The following is a 19,634-nucleotide window of genomic DNA, read 5'->3' as shown; positions in this document are numbered from 1 at the left end:
TTGCTTTTGCGTAAACTTGATAACAAAAGATTATCTTGTGTTTATTGTTAATACTTTGCGCTAGGTCAATATAAGTTCCAACAGCTACTTCATACTAAATTTATCAACTGAGCTTTGAGCTATCATTTAATAGTAAAATAATAGAAGGAATAAGTGATGAAGACCGCAATCATACTGCTAGCTACGCTTCTGCTTTTTGCCTGTGAGCAAGGCGCAAAATCACCCAGAGGGTTTAGTTTACCCGAAGGCAACGCGGAACAAGGTTATCTGGTTTTTAAAAAATATCAGTGCCAAGATTGCCATAGAATTGCTGGCGAAGGCGAAGATGGCAGCGCCCAATACTTGTTGGTTAAACCTATACCGCTAGGCGGAAGTAGTGGCAGAATTAAGACTTATGCAGAACTTGTGACAAGCATCATCAATCCTTCACACAAATTGACACCCCGACAGCCTGCAAGCTTTACGAGTGAAGATGGTGTTTCCTTGATGCGCGTTGTTAATGACGAACTCACCGTTTCCGAGCTCATAGATTTGGTGGCATACCTTCAACCAAAATATAAAGTCTCACCTTATAGAACCAGTGACTATCGTCTTTATCAATTACGTATTCCAGAAAAGAAAGTGGAATAGCAAAAAAGCACGTACACGCCTGGTCTTAGAGAAATTGGCCAGGAGTGTAAATGCCTTTTCATGAAATCACAGTTCTCGTTGCTAGTAGCGCTTTACGAAACGTCTTTCGTTTCTTTTTCAATTTCAGCTAACAAACTACACGGCATAAAGCTTTCTGCATTGGCCTCTTTAAGGTGAAGCTTAAACCGTTCAGGTACCTCATCAGTAAGGAAGCTTCCGGTTTTCACTAACGGAAAAATCTCATCATAGCGCGCGACGTGACACTGATCGACCCGCCTGAAAATATGAGTTCGGTTTAGCTCACTGGTTTTAACATGGCCGGTAGAAGATAAAATATCCATCAGTGCGTGAATTGTCTTTCTATGAAAACGGTAAACCCTTTCAAATTTGTCCTCTACATTTAATCCGCGGGCAAGTCTTGGATCCTGTGTTGCTACGCCAGTTGGACACTTATTCGTATTGCAAGACAGTGATTGAACGCAGCCTAAAGCTAGCATCATGCCTCTCGCACTATTACATAAATCGGCGCCTAAGCTTAGGTTTTTAGCGAGTTGGAACGCCGTAATTATTTTTCCAGATGCGATAATTTTAACCTTCTTCCGAAGGTCGAAACCAGTAAGACAGTCATCTACAAACGCCAGCGCTTCTCGAAGGGGAAAGCCAATGGAATTCGTATACTCTAATGGAGCCGCGCCAGTTCCACCTTCGCCACCGTCTACGGTAATAAAGTCGGGGGTAACGCCCTTTTCCACCATGGCTTTACACATAGCAATAAACTCACTTTTCCTTCCAAGCGCTAATTTAATGCCAACGGGCTTATAGCCACTTAGCTCTCGTAACTCAGTAATGAAATCAATCATCTCCGATGGCGTCGAAAACGCTTTATGTCGTGGCGGAGAATCAACCTGAGTCCCCGGTTCTACCCCTCTTATTTCAGCGATTTCAGGGGTATTTTTATACGCAGGAAGAATGCCGCCATGGCCTGGCTTAGCGCCTTGACTCAATTTTATTTCTATCATTTTAACGTTGTCTAACTGTGCCTTTTCCTTGAACACGTCAGGATCAAAGCCGCCGTCTTTGGTTCTACAGCCGAAGTAACCCGTACCAATTTGCCAAACGATGTCACCACCATGTTTTAAGTGGTAGGGCGTCAGACCGCCCTCACCGGTATTGTGATAAAAGCCACCTTTCTGCGCCCCTTTATTTAGGGCAAGTACTGCGTTTTTAGATAAACTGCCAAAGCTCATTGCACTGATATTCAGCACACTGGCTTCGTAGGGCTGCTTACAATGTGGTCCGCCAACAGTAATGCGGGGGTTTTCATCCATTTCCTCAACTTCGCGGGCAGATAACGAGTGGCCAATCCATTCATATCCCTCTTTATAGGTGTCGAGTTGCGTTCCAAATGGAATAGTCTCGCGGCTATTCTTAGCACGCTGATAAACAATTGACCGAAACATCCTCGATATAGGCGCGCCACCCGTATCGGTTTCAATAATATACTGCTGTATATAAGGTCTAAGGCCTTCAACAGTCCATCGGACTCGACCTATCAATGGAAAGTTTTTCAATATGGCATGTTTTGATTGAAACGCGTCGTATAAGCCAAAAATAAGAAGGGTGACAGAGAGTAACAGAAACCACCAAATTGGAGTCCAAAGCAAACCAATTGCTACATTAAAAACAACCAACATGCTAAGCACGCCTAATATTGTAATACGCATTTAAAGTCCTTCTTTATTTTGGTCATGTTTTATTTGTATACTAAGCCACTAACCTTCTTCAATACACCCAAAAGTGAGATCTAGATTTGCCTTGGCGGTAAATAGCTGATTTGAAAACTTAATTTGAACAACCTATTAGGCACACCTATCGGTTACGCGTTACCATTAGTGCGATAGAACACGCATATAACAGAAAAAATACTCAGCAATAAAAACACGCTTTTTAGCTGCGAAAACAAGCTATTGCATGTTAATCTACAGAAAGTATTTACACCTTAAACACTTGGTATCTGATAACCACTATCAATAATAAAAATCGATAGCTTATCCAGATATAAAAGTGTTGTACCCTTATTAAAGGCTACGGTTTTTACGTATAACTATTTTGAAAGGTAATTCATGGAGTATGCATTTCTTCTCTTCGCATTTGCGTGCGGTTTAACGGTTAAGCTTATCGGCATTCCTCCACTTGTCGGCTATCTCGTTGCTGGCTTTTTATTAAATTTCGCAGGCTATACCTTAACCGAAGATTTAACCCAAATAGCTAATTTGGGTATTACTATCATGCTCTTCACCATTGGGTTAAAGCTCAATATTCGTGACTTGAGTCGTCGCGAGGTTTGGGCTGGAAGCATCACACATACCTTAGTTTGGGTAGGTGTAATTACCTGTTGTTTATTTGCTATGGGGACGATAGCAGCTAATTTTGTAGACGGTCTTACTTGGGAAAGTGCTGCTCTTATTGCATTTGCCTTAAGCTTTAGCAGCACCGTTTGCGTGGTAAAGGTGTTAGAAGAAAGTGGTGAAAGCAAAACCCGTCACGGGCGTTTAGCTATTGGCATTTTAGTTATGCAAGACGTGTTCGCCGTAATATTTTTGGTCGTAGCCACAGGCAAGCTTCCTTCGGTATGGGCGCTTGCATTACTTGCCTTATTCCCCGCCATGCCACTCATAAACAAAATGATAAACAAATCAGGACACGGTGAATTATTACCACTCACCGGCTTCATCCTAGCGCTCGGCGGATATCATTTATTTGAACTGGTGAATATAAAGGGCGATTTGGGTGCACTCATATTTGGTATTTTGCTTGCGCAGCATGAAAAAGCATCAGAACTTGCCAAATCATTATTAAGCTTTAAAGATCTGCTGTTAATTGGGTTCTTCCTCACTATAGGGCTAACAGCGCTTCCAGATTTAAATATGATAGTGCTGGCCATCGTATTCTGCTTGTTTATTCCTCTTAAAGCAGCGCTTTTCTTCGGGCTATTTACCTCACTGCGATTAAGAGGCCGTACGGCTTATTTAAGTAGCTTAGTGCTCTCAAACTACAGCGAGTTTGGGCTCATAGTTGGCGCACTTACTGTATCGCTTGGATTGCTGGCTAATTCGTGGTTAGTGGTTATAGCGCTTGCAGTGTCTATTTCATTTATTTTTACCAGCGTGCTGTATCGCAATTCTCATTCTCGCTATCACAAATACAAACAAACAATAAAACGCTTCGAGAAGCCTGAACGATTAAAAGAAGATATCTATCCTACTTTGCACAATGCCGAATTTTTAGTCTTAGGAATGGGCCGCGTAGGCCGTGGAGCATTTAACGCGCTTTCTAAGCTAAGTGAAGTAAACGTATGGGGCATGGATGCTGACAGAGTTAAAATCAAAGAAATGGCAAGCGAAGGCCTTAACGTAATTTGTGGTGATGGCGAAGACGTTGATCTGTGGGATAACCTTGATATACAACAAGTTCAGCTTGTTTTACTGGCGTTACCGTCAATTCAGGATTCCATCAATATTACGCGCCAGCTCAAAAATGCAGGCTATACGGGCAAGGTCGCAGCTATCGCTCGTTACGAAGATGAAGTGTCTCATTTACTAGAAAATGGCGTAGATAAAGTGTTTAACTTCTTCACTGAAGCTGGGCTGGGTTTTGCGGAAGAAAGCCTTGCCTATGCTCATGCGCAACAGTGATGCAGTTCTAAATGCGAACAATGGATGAATTGAGAAACGTTATCGTTTGTAAGCGGCTGTTTTTCAAAGGAATTTTGACGCATCACAAATATTAGTCTATACTTGCGGCAAATACGTCAATAGGGTTTACACAATGCAAGGTGATAAACAAGTAGTTGCAAAATTGAACGAAGTGCTCACAAGCGAACTTACTTCGATAAATCAATACTTTCTGCACGCCCGTATGTTTAAAAACTGGGGCTTTTCCGAGTTAAACGAAAAGAATTACAAGAAGTCCATCAAGGATATGAAGCAAGCCGATGATCTCATTGAGCGTATTCTTTTCCTAGAAGGGCTACCTAACCTTCAAGCGCTAGGTAAACTTTATATTGGTGAAGATACCGTAGAAATGCTGTCGTGCGATGCGCGTTTTCAAAAAGAGCAGCTTCCCCTACTTCGCGAAGCCATCGCATTATGCGAAGAGAAACAAGACTATGTGTCTCGCGATTTATTAGAAGACCTTCTTGAATATGAAGAAGAGCACTTAGACTGGATTGAAACGCAAGAATATCAGATTGATGCGATGGGTATTGAAAACTACCTGCAAGCGCAAGTAATGGGAGATGGCTAATGAAAGGCAATCAAGCAATAATCAATGGCTTAAATGAGCTGCTTTCATACGAACTAGCAGCCATGGACCAATACTTTATTCACTCTCAAATGTATCTCGATTGGGGGTTGAATAAGTTGTATGAGCGAATCGATCACGAGTTTGATGACGAACGCGGTCACGCAACAAAGCTCATAGAGCGCATGCTGTTTTTGGAAGGCACCCCTGATATGACAAAGCGCACAGGCTTTAAAGTGGGTAAAGACGTACCAGAAATGCTTGAGAGCGATTTGCGTGTGGAATACGAAGTTGACGCAAAACTACGTGAAGTCATCGCGCTTTGTGAAACTGAGAAAGACTACGTGACCCGCGACATGCTTATTGTTCTTCTTGATGACACAGAAATGGATCACGCGCATTGGTTAGAACAACAGTTAGGGCTGATTAAGCGAATTGGCCTTTCGAACTACTTACAGTCGCAAATGTAAGTTGTGAAAAAAACATAGTAAAGTAATAACGGCTGCATCGCGCAGCCGTTATCTATTGTGCTGCCATACTTATTGTTGCGTCACAAAATATAAATAGTGGGGGTTGTCCTTTCCTTCAATATTTAACCGCAATTGCCATTTCATAACTGGCTCACTACAACTGCCTAACATAAACCAACCTGACCACTTTCCTTGACCATCGTTATCTAACAGCACGGGAATTTTGCCCATATACATGTTTACCCCTTCAATCCAGGCACTCTCGATTTCTTGATTTTCAGGAATTAAAATTTTCAACGTTACCGACTCTTCAGGTTCAGGCATAGTTGAAAATGTGGCAATGGCCACCTCGCCATCAATTAAGAATTCGCAAGTTTCGTTGACAAAGTTGCAGCTGTTTCCTATTCCATTAATAAGTACGTTCTCGTTCATCGCTGATGATTGAAATTCATGCGCAAGATAAACACACACCGCGACTACGATGATGGCGAGCAACGGCAGTTGAGAATGTAAAAATTCTGATCTTTTATTGTTATTTTTTTTTAGCATTTCTTAAATTTTGTATATTTCTTCATTGATGGAGATCAACCTTAGGTAGTTTATGGTATCTTTTTGTAATTAAAAACCTTATCATCCGCGTACCAACTGGCTTGGAGACAATAATTATTACTCTTTCCGAGCTCGGTGTGAAGCGTTATTCCTTAGCTGATACACGTCTCGACCGTACTATTCCGGCAGTTGGAGACCATAGTTCATTTGAAGTGGAAGATTCATTAAAATGAGTGAAATAAGCCAAGCACAACCTGACTACAATTATAAAGTAGTTAGGCAATTTACCATCATGACCATAGTCTGGGGTATCATTGGTATGGGCCTAGGGGTATTTATTGCCGCGCAACTATTTGCACCTATGCTCAACTTTGACACACCATGGCTAACATTCTCACGTTTGCGTCCGTTGCACACTAACGCCGTTATTTTTGCCTTCGGCGGCTGTGCGCTATTTGCAACGTCGTACTACATCGTTCAGCGTACCTGCCAGGTAAGACTGTTCAGTGACAAACTTGCCGCATTTACCTTTTGGGGTTGGCAAGCCGTTATTGTTTTAGCTGTAATTACCCTACCTATGGGCTTAACCAGCACTAAAGAATACGCTGAACTAGAATGGCCAATTGACATCCTTTTGGCACTGGTTTGGGTCGCTTACATCATCAACTTCTTCGGAACCCTAGTAATCCGTAAAGTTTCGCACATTTATGTAGCGAACTGGTTCTTAGGTGCGTTCATGCTAACTGTTGCAATTCTTCATATTGGTAACAGCATGGCTATTCCGGTATCTTTCACTAAATCGTATTCACTGTATGCAGGCGCAGTAGACGCTATGATGCAGTGGTGGTACGGCCATAACGCGGTAGGTTTTTTCCTAACTGCGGGCTTCCTTGGTATGATGTATTACTTCGTGCCTAAGCAAGCTGGTCGCCCGGTTTATTCATACAGACTTTCAATTGTTCACTTCTGGGCACTTATTTCTCTGTATATCTGGGCTGGTCCACACCACCTTCACTACACTGCCCTACCAGACTGGACTCAGTCACTAGGCATGGTGATGTCTATTATCTTATTCGTTCCATCTTGGGGTGGTATGATTAACGGTATCATGACGCTATCTGGCGCGTGGCATAAGCTTCGCACTGACCCAGTACTGCGTTTCTTAATTGTTTCATTGTCTTTCTACGGTATGTCTACTTTCGAAGGCCCAATGATGGCAATTAAAACCGTTAACGCATTATCTCACTACACTGACTGGACAATTGGTCACGTACACTCTGGCGCACTAGGTTGGGTAGCAATGGTCTCAATTGGTTCAATTTACCACTTAATTCCAGTGCTATTTGGTCAGCGTGCAATGTACAGCACCAAGCTAGTTAACGTGCACTTCTGGTTCGCTACTATCGGTGTTGTTCTATACATCGTAGCAATGTGGATGTCTGGTGTACTTCAGGGTCTAATGTGGCGTGCAGTAAATGCTGATGGTACGTTAACCTATAGCTTTGTTGAGTCATTAGAAGCGTCTAAGCCGTTCTATGTGGTTCGTTTCATTGGTGGTTGTTTCGTGGTAGCGGGTATGCTCATTATGGCATACAACACATGGAAAACCGTTCGTGCACCTAAAGGCAGTATCGCTGCAGATCCAGCGACTCAGCCAGCGTAGTTAAGGAGACGAATAATGAAAAACGCACATGAGTTAATTGAAAAAAATGTCGGTCTGTTAACGGTATTAATTCTTATCGCTATCAGCTTTGGTGCCATGGTGCAAATTACGCCGTTGATGTTTCAACAGCAAACCATGGAACCGGTAAAAGGCTTACGTCCATATACCGCGCTTGAGCTAGAAGGCCGTGACATCTACATTCGTGAAGGCTGTGTAGGTTGTCATAGTCAGATGATCCGTCCATTTCGCGCAGAAACAGAGCGTTATGGTCACTACAGCGTTGCTGGTGAGTCAGTATGGGAGCACCCTTTCCTTTGGGGCTCTAAGCGTACTGGTCCTGACCTTGCACGTGTTGGTGGTCGTTACAGCGATGAATGGCATCGTGTTCACCTGCTTAATCCTCGTAACGTAGTACCAGAGTCGAACATGCCAGGTTTCCCTTGGCTTGCGGAAAACACGCTTGACGGCGAGTTAACAGCTAAAAAAATGGAAGTATTCCGTGGATTTGGTGTTCCGTATACCGACGAAGATATTGCGGGTGCGAAAGCGGCAGTAAAGGGTAAAACGGAAATGCAAGCCCTTATTGCTTATCTACAATCTCTTGGCACACATTTGAAATAATATGGATCAAGGAATTGTAGGCAGCATTTTTACTGTCATCGTCTTTGTAAGCTTCATCGGTGTTGTGTGGTGGGCGTTTAGCGGCCGCAACAAGAAGAAATTCGACGAAGCAGCAAACTTACCGTTTGCAGACGAAGAAAAAGAAAAATCAAAAGAAGATTAGCAGGAGTCTCGAACTCATGAGTATGTTTTGGACAATTTGGATTTCAGTGATAACCCTAGGGTTAATCATTGGTTGCTACTTCCTTCTACGCTGGACCCTTGCGAACAAGACCGGTGTACCTGAAGGTGAGTCAATGGGCCACAAATTCGATGGTATTGAGGAGTTGAATAATCAACTTCCTCGCTGGTGGACAATTATGTTCTACATGACCATCGTTTGGGGCTTTTTATATCTAGCGCTTTATCCTGGCCTAGGTGCATATGAAGGTATTTTGGGTTGGAAGAGTTCTAACCAAAATATTCAGTCGCTAGAAGAGTCAGTTCAGGCGCGTATTGACGCAAAAGAGCAAGGCTACCTAGTGGAGTATGACCGTGAACTTGATTTCGCTGCTGAGAAGTTCGACCCGATCTTCGAAGCCTACGCGCAAGTTCCTGTTGAAGAACTGGCTAAAGACCCAGAAGCAAATAAAGTAGGTCAGCGTTTATTCCTACAAAACTGCTCTCAGTGTCACGGTTCAGATGCACGTGGTCAGAATGGCGGCTTCCCTAACCTAACGGACAACGACTGGTTGTACGGTGGTTCAGGTGCGAAAATCGTAGAAACCCTTACGCTTGGTCGTCAAGCAGCAATGCCTGCATGGCTTGATGCTATGGGTGAAGACGGTATCGAAGAAGTCGTTAACTATGTACTTAGCTTAAGCGGTCGCGATGTAGACCCACAGCTTGCTGAAGCGGGTAAAGCGCGTTTCGCAGCATGTGCGGCATGTCACGGTATGGACGGTAAAGGTAATCAGGCACTAGGTGCACCAAACCTTACTGACAATATCTGGCTATACGGCGGCAGCCACAGAGCGGTCACTGAAACACTAACTTATGGTCGTAACGGTGTAATGCCTTCATTCAAGAAAACCTTGGGTGATGATAAAATTCACGTAGTTGCGGCGTACGTTTACAGCCTTTCAAATGATTAATGATTTAAATCATTAAATATCTCAAAAAGCCTCGTTACTACGGGGCTTTTTTTATGAGAAAATACAGACATATAATTTGCGTACGCTACAACGTTATAAAACGCGTATTTGTCGCTTAGCAGCACGTAGCACACATCCTATTTTAACTAACGTAAATAGTATAAATGCCTATATCCAACGCCATAGTTATGGTTATTGCTTTAACTGAGTTCTGTTTAAGCAGTATTAATACCTATGTTGTTAGCGTAGTAACCACGAGAAAAGTTGAATGAATAGACCCTGGTATAAAGAGTTTTGGCCCTGGTTTTTAATTGCCGTCCCTATCATTACCCTTATTATGGGTGGTGTACTGTTAAACCTAGCCATTTCCACTGAAGATAGTTTAGTGGTCGACGATTACTACAAAGAAGGGAAAGCGATTAATGCGCGCTTGGATAAAGAAGCCATAGCCCGTCGCATGAATATCACTACCGACTTAACCATTAAAGATGGAAGTATTGCCCTTGAGTTTCACTCTGGCATTCCACAAGACGGCAATGCGGTGAAACTTAACTTCTATCATGTAACGCTTGAAGAGCGTGATGTCAGCGTACTACTTAGCCGCGATGCTAGTGGTATCTACCGAGGGTATGTTGAAGAAAGCCTCGACGGCAAGTGGCGGGTCTCACTTACGCCTATTGACGATAGCTGGAAAATTCAAAATATCCTCTACCTTCCCCACGCTGGCAAAATGAAATTCAATCCATAATGGCCACGCACGACTGTTATCACTGTGGCCTGCCCATTGCGAGTCACGAGGAAGGAAAGTTTAATACAGTTATTCTAGGTCAGCAGCGCGATATGTGCTGCCCAGGCTGCTTAGCTGTTGCCGAAGCAATCGTAGACAACGGGCTTGAAGACTACTATCAATTCAGAACTGAGCCTGCGCAAAAATCTGACGATGGGATTCTTGAGACCCTCGATAAATCAAAAGTTTATGACGACCCGTCACTGCAAGAAGAATTTGTGTTCGAGGAAGGTCAAGATAAACAAATTCAACTGACCCTTGAGGGTATTACGTGTGCTGCTTGTGGCTGGCTTATTGAAAAGCAGCTGTCTAAGGTAGAAGGCATAAAGCAAGTGGCGGTCAACGTACAAGAGCGCCGCGCACTGGTTACTTGGTCTCCATTTCAAATCAAACTTAGCCAAATTCTTTCTACGCTCAAACGAATCGGCTACGTTGGCTCGCCTTTCCACCCCGATGAACACGAAGCCAGCTATAAGCGAGAACAAAAAACATTTTTAAAAAAACTGGGGCTTGCCGGCATCATGACTATGCAGGTGATGATGCTAATGACCGGGCTTTATTTCGACTGGTTCGGGGCTATAGAACTTGAAACTCGTCAGTATTTCTACTGGGTAGCCCTGACACTTACCACCCCTGTAGTGCTTTATTCAGGCAGTACGTTTTATGTAGGCGCAGCAAAAGCCCTAAGTGCAAGAACAGTTAATATGGATGTGCCGGTCTCACTGGCTATTTTCGGCACCTATATTGCGGGAATTCGCTCTACGGTACTAGAGCAAGGTGAAGTGTATTTCGAATCGATCTGTATGTTCATCTTTTTGTTGCTACTCAGTCGCTTTTTAGAGCATCGCAGCCGTCAACGTGCTGCGCAAATATCCGCCAATATGATGCAATACGTGCCTGTGTCTGCCACTAAGCTAGAAGCTAACGACAGCGTAACAGAATGTTTAGCAAAGCAGTTAAAAATAGATGACATTGTACTGGTTAAGCCAGGGGAAACCATTCCCATAGACGGTTTGGTAACACAAGGGAGCGCTGCCGTTGACGAGTCGATGCTTACCGGCGAATTCAATCCGGTGCGAAAGTCAGCCAATAGCACCGTTTATGGCGGTACTGTTTGTCAGGACGGCACATTAACGGTAAAAGTTACTCAGACACTTAAAAATGCGTTGGTAAATCAAATTGTCCGCCTTCAGGCAAGCGCTATGGCGAGTAAGCCTAAAGCGGCACAATTAGCCGATAACTTTTCCCGTTATTTCGTGAGCGCCGTACTGGTTATCTCAGCGTTAACTTACGGGTTTTGGTACGTAAACGGCAGTGACGATGCCTTTTGGATCACTATATCTGTGCTGGTAGCAACCTGTCCTTGCGCGTTAGGTTTAGCCACGCCTTCAGCGCTAACCTGCGCTATGGCGAAATTAAACCGCCAAGGCATTTTGCTAAAACGCGCCGACGCCCTCGAGCAGATCACTAATATCGACACCATAGCATTGGATAAAACCGGCACCCTGACTCAAGGCAAGTTTACGATTTCCAATGCGTGGTTTGCTGACGGAATTGATAGCGAAAGCGCTATGGCGATAGCCTGCGCGCTTGAAGCTCGTTCCGAACACCCAATCGCGAAGGCCTTTAACGGTAAGGTATCACACAAGGTGGATAATTTTACCGTAACGCCTGGGGGTGGCATTAGCGGTGTAATCAATGATACACATTTTTCAATGGGCTCTGCCGCATTTAGCCTGGCTAACTTACCATCATCAGATACTTACCCATCAGCCAATGTATTTTTAACAGTAAAAGGGCAAATCATTGCTGCTTTTGAAGTACGTGACACCCTTCGTGACGATACCCATGAAACTCTAGATATCTTGTCGCAAAGCCATACCCTTGCGGTATTAAGTGGTGACACCCAACAAAACGTTGATACGCTAACCGCGCCTTTGCCCATAAAAACGGCGAAAGGCGGCTTAACACCTGAACAAAAATACGAAGCGGTTCAGCAAATGCAGCAAGGGGGAGCCAAAGTAATGATGATGGGCGACGGCATTAACGATGCACCTGTACTTGCCAGTGCAGATGTTGCCATTGCAGTGGGTAACGCAACGGACGTTGCCAAAACGGCTGCTGACGTTATATTGCTGGGCGATCAACTGTTATCTGTACCAGCGCTAATTAAAACCTCACATCAAGTGAAACAGAAAATAAGACAAAACATCGGCTGGGCTGTGGGATACAACCTTTTAATATTGCCTTTCGCCGTGTCTGGTTTACTTTCTCCATGGATGGCGGTTGTGGGTATGTCATTAAGCAGTATCATTGTAGTTACAAACTCAACGCGACTTTTGAGCAAATAGCATGAGTATTATTTACGTATTAATTCCTATCGCCATCATTATTGTGGCAGTCGCTATTGTCATTTTCTTTTGGGCGGTAAAAACCAATCAGTTCGAGGATTTAGACCGCCAAGGCTATAGCATTCTTTTTGACGATGACTTATCGCCAGAAGAGAAAAAACTGGCCGAACAGCGCAAACAAATACAAGAAGATAAGGCAGCAAAAAGCCAAGAAGATAATGGACGGGATTAATTACTTTTCTGCCTTTCTTATAGGTTTAGCAGGAGGCGTACATTGTGTAGGCATGTGCGGCGGTATTGTTGCAGCGCTTAGAGTGGTATCGCCAAAGGGGGCATCGGTATTGCCCTACACCCTCGCCTACAACATGGGACGCATTACTAGCTATACACTAGCAGGGGCCATTACCGGTGCGCTTGGAAAAATAGCTGCTGACTTCGTACCGCTTGCTAATTATGCCCTCTCTCTTCTAAGCGGCATCATGTTGCTTTTACTCGCTTGTTACTTAGGGAAATGGTGGACGGGTTTATCGGTCTTAGAAAACGCGGGCAAAGGCCTGTTTGCAAAGCTTCAGCCTTTATCAAAACGATTTCTTCCTTTCAAAACGCCGTTAAGCGCGGTTCCCTACGGCTTTGTATGGGGCTGGCTACCATGTGGATTGGTCTATTCAACGCTAACCTGGTCTCTGGCAGCGGGTAATGCATTGCAAGGCGCTGGCATTATGTTTTTCTTCGGTTTGGGAACGTTACCCACATTGTTAGCCGCAAGTGCCGGTAGCCAGTATCTTGTTCAAAGCTTTCAGCACAGCTATGTGAGACAAGTCATAGCTGTGATAATGGCCATATATGCCACTTATCTAATTTATGGCGCATTCATGTGAAAATGCGTGTACTATAATCATGTGTACATTAAGAGAGTCAGTCTTATGAGCAAAGGAAGCGAATTTTCAATACATTGTCAGAACTGTAGTTTCAGTCACCTCTGTTTACCTGTTGCATTGAATAAGACAGAAATAGAGTCTCTCGACGATATCATAGAGCGCAAAAAGCCCCTTCATAAAGGTGATACCCTTGTTCAAACCGGCGATAAGTTTGAGTCGTTATATGCAGTAAGAACCGGGTCATTTAAATCGTTTGTGACTAACTCTGAAGGTGAAGAGCAAATAACGGGGTTTCACTTTCCCGGTGACATCATTGGCTTTGATGCCCTTCGAGAAAACAAGCACCAAAGTTACACAATGGCTCTAGAAACCGCCATGGTGTGCGAGTTGCCCTACGAAACGCTTGACGAAATGTCGATGCAGTTTCCTAAATTACGCCATCAAATTATGAGCTTTATGAGTGCAGAGATTAAACATGATCACGATTTGATAATGCTTCTCAACAAACGCACGGCTGAAGAACGCCTTTTGTATTTTATCTCTCATTTATCTCAGCGTTTTGAAGAACGCGGTTTTTCACACAGAGAATTTCACCTTACGATGACGCGTAACGAGATAGGTAACTATCTTGGCTTAACGATAGAGACCATCAGTCGCTTATTAAGTCGTTTCCAAAAAGAAGATATTATTAAAGTTGATGGTAAACTTATTACGATTGTGGACTTTGAACGCCTTAATACCAAGCTAGAAGTGCTTAACGGCCCGAGTATAGTGTGTAACGGCTAACGTGGTCTAACTCGGTTAAATAGTGTTATCTTCCTAAAAGCGCGCATTCAGCGCGCTTTATAATCCTACTTCCAAAACCTTTTTTACCCATTAGTGCCAATGCCGCAGTCACTATACATTGTTGCTTGCCTTGCAATATAAAATACTTGATCTAAAACAACTTACGTTTTCCACATTGTCGTTTATAGTTAGTAAGAGTTACTGTTGAACGTTACCGTTCACACAGCCACGACCAAACTTCGTATTAGGGGGAGTTATGATTGAGTGTAAACGAATCCTTGCGGTAGTCGATGCCGAGCGAGATAACCAGCCCGCGTTAAGTCGCGCTTATGAATTAGCATCAAAGACCGGGGCCTCTGTAACTGCGATTATGGTGGTTTACGACTTGTCTTATGATATGACCACTATGTTAAGTCCAGATGAGCGAGAAGCCATGCGAGATGCTGTTACCAATGAGCATGCTAAATGGCTCTCTGGGCAGCTTAAAGAACAAGGCTTCGGTGAAACTGACATCGTGGTTGAATGGAACAATCGTGCCTACGAATCGATTATCTATTACACACTTAAGAATCAAATTGACCTTGTTGTAAAAGCCACTAAAAAGCATGACGACCTGGCTTCCGTTATTTTTACACCTACCGATTGGCATTTAATGCGTAAGTGTCCGCGCCCCGTTTTATTAGTTAAAGAGCATGATTGGCCAGAAGGCGGCGAGATCATTGCCGCTGTAAACGTCGGCAGTGAAGACGAAGAACATGCTGCGCTTAACGACAAGATTACCGTTATCGCCAATGATTATGCGGCCTTGCTAAAAGGTAAGGTTAATTTAGTCAATAGCTTCCCTTCTACGCCACTTAATATTGCTATCGAGGTGCCCGAATTTGACCCTGATACCTATCATGACGCGGTAAAAAATCATCATAAGAAAGAAATGAAAAGCCATGCGTTAAAGTACGGCATTGCAGATGAAAAATGTGTTGTCAGAGAAGGGCTACCTGAAAAAGTCATTCCACAAGTGGCAAAGACATTAGACGCCGAACTCGTCATTATAGGCACTGTAGGCCGTGTTGGTCTTTCTGCCGCGCTTATTGGGAACACGGCGGAGCATGTTATTGATGAGCTAAATTGTGACGTATTGGCTATCAAGCCAGACGGATTCGAGTCGCCGTTAAGTGTGTGATGCCATTAACCTTACGAGCAACCTTTTATGCGTAAATTTAAGAATACAGGCATGGTCTAGAAAAGGCCCTTTATTGTATAATGCTTGCTTTATCACGAACCAAGCTAGTTAATTATGAGTTTAGGCACAAGCAGTGCTGATGCGTCGGTACTAAACGCAGCGCAAAGTAAGCAAAAGTACAACTTCAACAAACTTCAGAAGCGCCTTCGCCGCAATGTGGGTAAAGCCATAGGCGATTTCGGTATGATTGAAAACAATGACAAAGTCATGGTGTGTTTATCTGGCGGTAAAGATAGTTACACCATGCTGGACATTTTGTTGTTTTTAAAGAAGATTGCGCCTATTCACTTCGACATAGTTGCGGTAAACCTTGACCAGAAGCAACCAGGGTTCCCTGAGCATGTATTGCCTGAATATCTAGAGCGTATTGGTGTTGATTACAAAATTGTAGAAGAAGACACCTACTCTATTGTTAAAGATAAAATTCCTGAAGGTAAAACCACCTGTTCACTTTGTTCAAGACTGCGCCGCGGTATTTTATATCGCACCGCAAAAGAACTCGGCGCAACAAAAATAGCCCTTGGTCACCACCGTGACGATATGTTGGAAACCTTTTTCCTAAATATGTTTCACGGCGGAAAGCTGAAGTCCATGCCGCCAAAACTAGTCAGCGATAATGGCGAGCATATCGTTATTCGTCCGCTCGCCTACTGTACAGAAAAAGACATCGTAAAATATTCACAAGCCGTAGAGTTTCCTATTATTCCTTGCAACCTATGCGGTTCCCAAGAGAATTTACAGAGACAAAATATTAAAGCCATGCTTCAAGACTGGAACAAACGCTTTCCGGGCCGAATAGAGTCAATGTTTAGCGCTCTTCAAAATGTAGCGCCATCTCACTTAGTAGATAACAACTTGTACGATTTTAAAGGTATTACCACCCAAGATGGCCCCGTTGAAGATGGCGACATTGGATTTGATCAACCTTCTTTTACCACAAACAGCAACGCTGCTTTAGCAACCGAAGAAAGCGCGATTGAAGTGGTAAACATTGTGGAACCTAAATAGATGAAAATAGGACTTGCGTTAGGCGCTGGTGCAGCACGAGGCTGGACCCATATAGGTATCATTCAAGCCTTAGAAAAGCTGGGCGTTAAAATAGACGTTGTTGCCGGCTGCTCCATTGGCGCTTATGTTGGTGCTGCCTATGCAAGTGGCAAGCTGGAAGGCTTAAAAGAGTGGGCGTGTTCATTAAGCGACTGGCAAGTGCTTGCTCTTATGGGAGTTGGGCTTAGGCGTGGTGGCATAGCTAGCGGACAAAAGGTTTTTGACAAGCTTGCTAGCGAGTTTTGTGAATCTAGCTATGAAGATATGCTTAAACCTTTTGCGACCGTGGCTACTGACTTATACACAGGTCGTGAAGTGGTGTTTAACTCAGGTCCTATTGGCGATACCATTCAAGCATCTTGCGCTATTCCTGCCCTCTTTGCGCCCGTAGCTCATGGAGACCGTTGGTTAGTCGACGGTGCGGTCGTAAATCCTGTTCCTGTCAATTTGTGCCGTCAATTAGGCGCAGATTTTGTCATCGCGGTTAACCTAAATGCCGACTTTAGGCCTCTTCGCCTTGAAAAGTTAAGACAGGATCACGAAGAAAATCAGCGTAAGACCGAAGACTTTTTTACCAAAAGCCAAAACGTATTGCGTCAATGGTTTTCCCCCGACAGTAAACAAGATGATAAAAGTATCGAGGATAAAGAAGAGCCTAACGCCGATGCAGCCAAAAACGTTAAAACCGAAGAAGGTATTGCCGCAGATGTTATCGATAAAGTAGAAGAAGAGTTTACCGAAGTTCCTGTCAAGGTAAACAAGCGCAACCCACCGGGCATAATGAGCGTGATGAGCAGTTCATTAGAGATCCTGCAGGCGCGCGTTACACGCTCTCGTCTGGCTGGCGATCCGCCGGATATCTTAATTGAACCTCAGTTGACAGACGTGGGTATTATGGAGTTTCACAGAGCTGAAGAGCTGTGCGCGAAGGGAGAAGAGACCATCGCGCGTTTAGCCGAACAGATTAGATATCAGTTACTTACGTAATAACTAGCTTGACGCCATAGCCGTAACACGAAGGGGCGCATGAGGCAAAGTCAATCCTTTTGCGCCATCAATCCACTCTTGTTCAAGGTGCAATACGCCATTATTTATCTGTACACCTTGCGGGGTAATAAAATCTAAATTCTTATCGTCAAATTGAATCATTAAGCCTTTTACAGAAGGCATCATGAAAGACAAAAAACTCCCCATTTCATTAAAGAAAGCTTCGTATTGCCCGTACAAAAACGTAAGGTCATCTTTTGTATAATATTGCTTTAGGTATTCCGGTTTTGTTTCAAGTTGAACCGACATATCGCACACATTGGCACGTTCGCCTAAATCAATGCGCACCAGTGCGTTGGCTAGCTTCAGGGCTTTTTCGGTGGGAACGGTAAAGCGCCCTTCTTCACTTACAGTAAGTGCCATCGTTTTCTTATCAGTCACTATAGCTGCGCCATTAACTTCACAGAGGCGCCCTTCGCCTACGCGTACAAAACCAAACGCAAATTGAAGCGCTTGTGTATCTTCGTTATCCAGTTTTTTAACATGGCTATAGAAACGACTGTACTCAACGTCAATCGTTTCTGCAGCTACCGGTGAGATGCCAAAACCGACAAGTAGGGATGAAGCTAAAAATAAGGCAGCGCGTTTCATTCGGATAAAAACTCCTCGTTAAATCGAATCATTGTTTGAAGCTCTTCCACATAAGCGGCTCCGCGCTCTGAGTAGTTCATTAGCCCTTCCGCCAATGCCACTCCAGTAATAGGTATTTGGTTCGCCCTTAATCGACTGCGAATTTCTCTTAAATCGGCATAGGCGTCGTGTCTGTTTAAATTTCGCATGTAGGTATAGGTCGCTCTCGACAAGCTGTCGAATTTAGCCACTTCGTGAGAAGCGCCGTCGTTTCGTCGGCTTGGCACAAAACCACACCCTTTTGAGAAGCACCACAATCCAAAGAAATTGTACCCTTTTCTGGCAAACCGGCTCGTACCCCACGCAGACTCGTTCGCTGCCTGAACTAGCACTAATTCTGCTGGCAATACATCAATTTTTTGCAGTAGCGCTAACAACTTGGTTTTAAGGGGCTGAGTTGCTTTTACTCGATATTCTTCTTCAAGCCACTCAAGTCTTACAACATCTTCTTCAGTTAAAGGCTCATCTGCCAATGCCTTTCTATAAAGTGTCTGCACATAGTGCCTAAGGGTTAAGAGATAGGCATTTTGCTTTTCTACTTCGGGGCGTAGATAATCAAAAAACGCTTCCTTTTTCTCTTTGACATTGGTGTAAACAGAGAAATCTGGAACTGGCTTTGTCGCCTTTGTCGTTTGGGGTATTGCTAAAATATCAGGTTCGTCTTCGGTAAAGATAATGGCGTTAATAACAATGACCGCCAGCACCCCTAGCGTTATAAGAACAATTTTGAATGTTTCACGTTTATGCATCAAAGCTCGACTCATTTACATCATTTTCAGATGCGTCCGTGCCCACTCCTTGTTCGCCTATTAGTTCCTGATAAAGCAAACCCATTGTACTAAAATAAAAGGGAAGTACCCAAATAAGCGAGAAACCGAAGGTTAACGGCACTGTCGCAAACAGTAAAAAGAACACCCCAAATATGCTGGCTATTTGTGCCCAATAAGCATTAAACACGCGGCAAGAGAGAATGATGGCGCTAATCGGTGTTAGCTTCCTATCGGCAACTAACATCAGCGAAAAAGACGAGGCGAGATAAAAGTAAACGCCAGGCAGAATAAGCAGCACCACACCAAGTTGTACCAGTATGCTATTAACGAGTTGAGTGAGAGCTAACAGCAATAAAAGCGGAAAAAACTGAAATACCGTAAACACCGATGTTTTGACACCACGGGCAACGAAGACCCCCATCATATACAGGCCTGTCAGCAAGGGCGCGACTATACAGATAGCGACAATTTCAATGATAGACTGGTGTTCAAAAACGTATGTTCCGTCGTCGTTTATCGTAATGTACTGCTGCGCAAAAACCCCTAACACAACGAAGGTTAAGAACAGAACAACGCTGCCTTGTAATAACGAAGAAAAGTTAGCTTTGGTTAAACCCGCAGCACGGCGCAATAGCCCTTTAATATCAAATACATACTGTTTAGCTAACGTACTGTTCAGGCGGTCAGGATTTACGTCTCTCACACAACTCTCATATATTTTTGGGAAATC

21 protein-coding genes are annotated in these 19,634 nt (G+C 43.8%); 16 read left to right on the top strand and 5 right to left on the bottom strand.

Annotated features, from left to right (window positions below; all coding sequences use genetic code 11):
* Positions 1-156: 156 nt before the first annotated feature.
* The gene (locus tag ACTRWF_RS07325) at positions 157-630 is read left to right on the top strand and encodes a c-type cytochrome (protein WP_462835303.1); all 474 of its coding nucleotides are present in this window, start codon (positions 157-159) and stop codon (positions 628-630) included.
* A 92-nt stretch (positions 631-722) separates the two neighbouring features.
* Here ACTRWF_RS07325 and ACTRWF_RS07320 read toward each other — a convergent pair whose 3' ends face one another.
* Positions 723-2,354, bottom strand: a complete 1,632-nt coding sequence (locus tag ACTRWF_RS07320) for a glutamate synthase-related protein (RefSeq protein ID WP_462835302.1) — start codon at positions 2,352-2,354, stop codon at positions 723-725.
* A 399-nt stretch (positions 2,355-2,753) separates the two neighbouring features.
* Here ACTRWF_RS07320 and ACTRWF_RS07315 point away from each other — a divergent pair, with 399 nt between their 5' ends.
* The 3 genes from ACTRWF_RS07315 (at position 2,754) to bfr (ACTRWF_RS07305) (ending at position 5,402) form a co-directional block, all read left to right on the top strand.
* Positions 2,754-4,325, top strand: coding sequence for a cation:proton antiporter family protein (locus tag ACTRWF_RS07315; RefSeq protein WP_015067287.1), 1,572 nt, complete (start codon positions 2,754-2,756; stop codon positions 4,323-4,325).
* 133 nt (positions 4,326-4,458) lie between these two features.
* Positions 4,459-4,935, top strand: a complete 477-nt coding sequence (bfr, locus tag ACTRWF_RS07310) for a bacterioferritin (protein WP_462835301.1) — start codon at positions 4,459-4,461, stop codon at positions 4,933-4,935.
* Positions 4,935-5,402 (top strand): bacterioferritin, encoded by a 468-nt coding sequence (gene bfr, locus ACTRWF_RS07305; protein ID WP_012518543.1) that lies wholly within the window; start codon positions 4,935-4,937, stop codon positions 5,400-5,402. The genes bfr (ACTRWF_RS07310) and bfr (ACTRWF_RS07305) overlap by 1 nt, the downstream gene beginning before the upstream one ends.
* Positions 5,403-5,471: 69 nt before the next feature.
* On the opposite strand, the gene ACTRWF_RS07300 is transcribed toward bfr (ACTRWF_RS07305), so the two are convergent.
* Positions 5,472-5,951 carry a hypothetical protein gene (locus tag ACTRWF_RS07300; protein WP_023559720.1) on the bottom strand — a complete coding sequence of 160 codons (480 nt, stop codon included), beginning with the start codon at positions 5,949-5,951 and terminating at the stop codon, positions 5,472-5,474.
* A gap of 229 nt (positions 5,952-6,180) precedes the next feature.
* Here ACTRWF_RS07300 and ccoN point away from each other — a divergent pair, with 229 nt between their 5' ends.
* From ccoN to ACTRWF_RS07240, 12 genes are all read left to right on the top strand, one after another.
* On the top strand, positions 6,181-7,614 hold the full coding sequence (gene ccoN / locus ACTRWF_RS07295; protein ID WP_012518545.1) for a cytochrome-c oxidase, cbb3-type subunit I: 1,434 nt from the start codon (positions 6,181-6,183) through the stop codon (positions 7,612-7,614).
* 15 nt (positions 7,615-7,629) lie between these two features.
* Positions 7,630-8,235 carry a cytochrome-c oxidase, cbb3-type subunit II gene (ccoO, locus tag ACTRWF_RS07290; RefSeq protein ID WP_012518546.1) on the top strand — a complete coding sequence of 202 codons (606 nt, stop codon included), beginning with the start codon at positions 7,630-7,632 and terminating at the stop codon, positions 8,233-8,235.
* A gap of 1 nt (position 8,236) precedes the next feature.
* The gene (locus ACTRWF_RS07285; RefSeq protein WP_012518547.1) at positions 8,237-8,398 is read left to right on the top strand and encodes a cbb3-type cytochrome oxidase subunit 3; all 162 of its coding nucleotides are present in this window, start codon (positions 8,237-8,239) and stop codon (positions 8,396-8,398) included.
* A gap of 16 nt (positions 8,399-8,414) precedes the next feature.
* Complete coding sequence (gene ccoP, locus ACTRWF_RS07280; RefSeq protein ID WP_015067289.1) at positions 8,415-9,368, top strand: cytochrome-c oxidase, cbb3-type subunit III; 954 nt, start codon at positions 8,415-8,417, stop codon at positions 9,366-9,368.
* 268 nt (positions 9,369-9,636) lie between these two features.
* A complete protein-coding gene (locus ACTRWF_RS07275) occupies positions 9,637-10,116 on the top strand; it encodes a FixH family protein (protein WP_015067290.1) in 480 nt (159 codons plus the stop codon).
* Positions 10,116-12,506, top strand: coding sequence for a heavy metal translocating P-type ATPase metal-binding domain-containing protein (locus tag ACTRWF_RS07270; RefSeq protein ID WP_462835300.1), 2,391 nt, complete (start codon positions 10,116-10,118; stop codon positions 12,504-12,506). Before ACTRWF_RS07275 ends, ACTRWF_RS07270 begins: the two co-directional genes overlap by 1 nt.
* A 1-nt stretch (position 12,507) precedes the next feature.
* Positions 12,508-12,738 carry a cbb3-type cytochrome oxidase assembly protein CcoS gene (gene ccoS / locus ACTRWF_RS07265; protein WP_012518553.1) on the top strand — a complete coding sequence of 77 codons (231 nt, stop codon included), beginning with the start codon at positions 12,508-12,510 and terminating at the stop codon, positions 12,736-12,738.
* Positions 12,725-13,384 carry an urease accessory protein UreH domain-containing protein gene (locus tag ACTRWF_RS07260; RefSeq protein WP_462835299.1) on the top strand — a complete coding sequence of 220 codons (660 nt, stop codon included), beginning with the start codon at positions 12,725-12,727 and terminating at the stop codon, positions 13,382-13,384. Before ccoS ends, ACTRWF_RS07260 begins: the two co-directional genes overlap by 14 nt.
* A 45-nt stretch (positions 13,385-13,429) precedes the next feature.
* Complete coding sequence (fnr, locus tag ACTRWF_RS07255) at positions 13,430-14,170, top strand: fumarate/nitrate reduction transcriptional regulator Fnr (RefSeq protein ID WP_462835298.1); 741 nt, start codon at positions 13,430-13,432, stop codon at positions 14,168-14,170.
* A gap of 256 nt (positions 14,171-14,426) precedes the next feature.
* On the top strand, positions 14,427-15,350 hold the full coding sequence (gene uspE / locus ACTRWF_RS07250; protein ID WP_012518556.1) for a universal stress protein UspE: 924 nt from the start codon (positions 14,427-14,429) through the stop codon (positions 15,348-15,350).
* A gap of 114 nt (positions 15,351-15,464) precedes the next feature.
* Complete coding sequence (gene ttcA, locus ACTRWF_RS07245) at positions 15,465-16,418, top strand: tRNA 2-thiocytidine(32) synthetase TtcA (protein ID WP_012518557.1); 954 nt, start codon at positions 15,465-15,467, stop codon at positions 16,416-16,418.
* On the top strand, positions 16,419-17,444 hold the full coding sequence (locus tag ACTRWF_RS07240; protein ID WP_020746032.1) for a patatin-like phospholipase family protein: 1,026 nt from the start codon (positions 16,419-16,421) through the stop codon (positions 17,442-17,444). It begins immediately after the preceding gene.
* 3 nt (positions 17,445-17,447) lie between these two features.
* On the opposite strand, the gene ACTRWF_RS07235 is transcribed toward ACTRWF_RS07240, so the two are convergent.
* Genes ACTRWF_RS07235 through ACTRWF_RS07225 form a run of 3 tightly spaced genes read right to left on the bottom strand, consistent with a single transcriptional unit; the run spans position 17,448 to position 19,607 of the window.
* On the bottom strand, positions 17,448-18,095 hold the full coding sequence (locus tag ACTRWF_RS07235; RefSeq protein WP_015067295.1) for a DUF2987 domain-containing protein: 648 nt from the start codon (positions 18,093-18,095) through the stop codon (positions 17,448-17,450).
* A complete protein-coding gene (locus tag ACTRWF_RS07230; RefSeq protein WP_015067296.1) occupies positions 18,092-18,883 on the bottom strand; it encodes a glucosaminidase domain-containing protein in 792 nt (263 codons plus the stop codon). The genes ACTRWF_RS07235 and ACTRWF_RS07230 overlap by 4 nt, the downstream gene beginning before the upstream one ends.
* Positions 18,876-19,607: a hypothetical protein gene (locus ACTRWF_RS07225; protein WP_020743669.1), complete on the bottom strand. Its 732-nt coding sequence runs from the start codon at positions 19,605-19,607 to the stop codon at positions 18,876-18,878. The genes ACTRWF_RS07230 and ACTRWF_RS07225 overlap by 8 nt, the downstream gene beginning before the upstream one ends.
* Positions 19,608-19,634: the final 27 nt, after the last annotated feature.

The organism is Alteromonas sp. G5_S2_22_S1, assembly GCF_054968525.1.
This window is presented reverse-complemented; position numbering and strand designations above follow the sequence as displayed.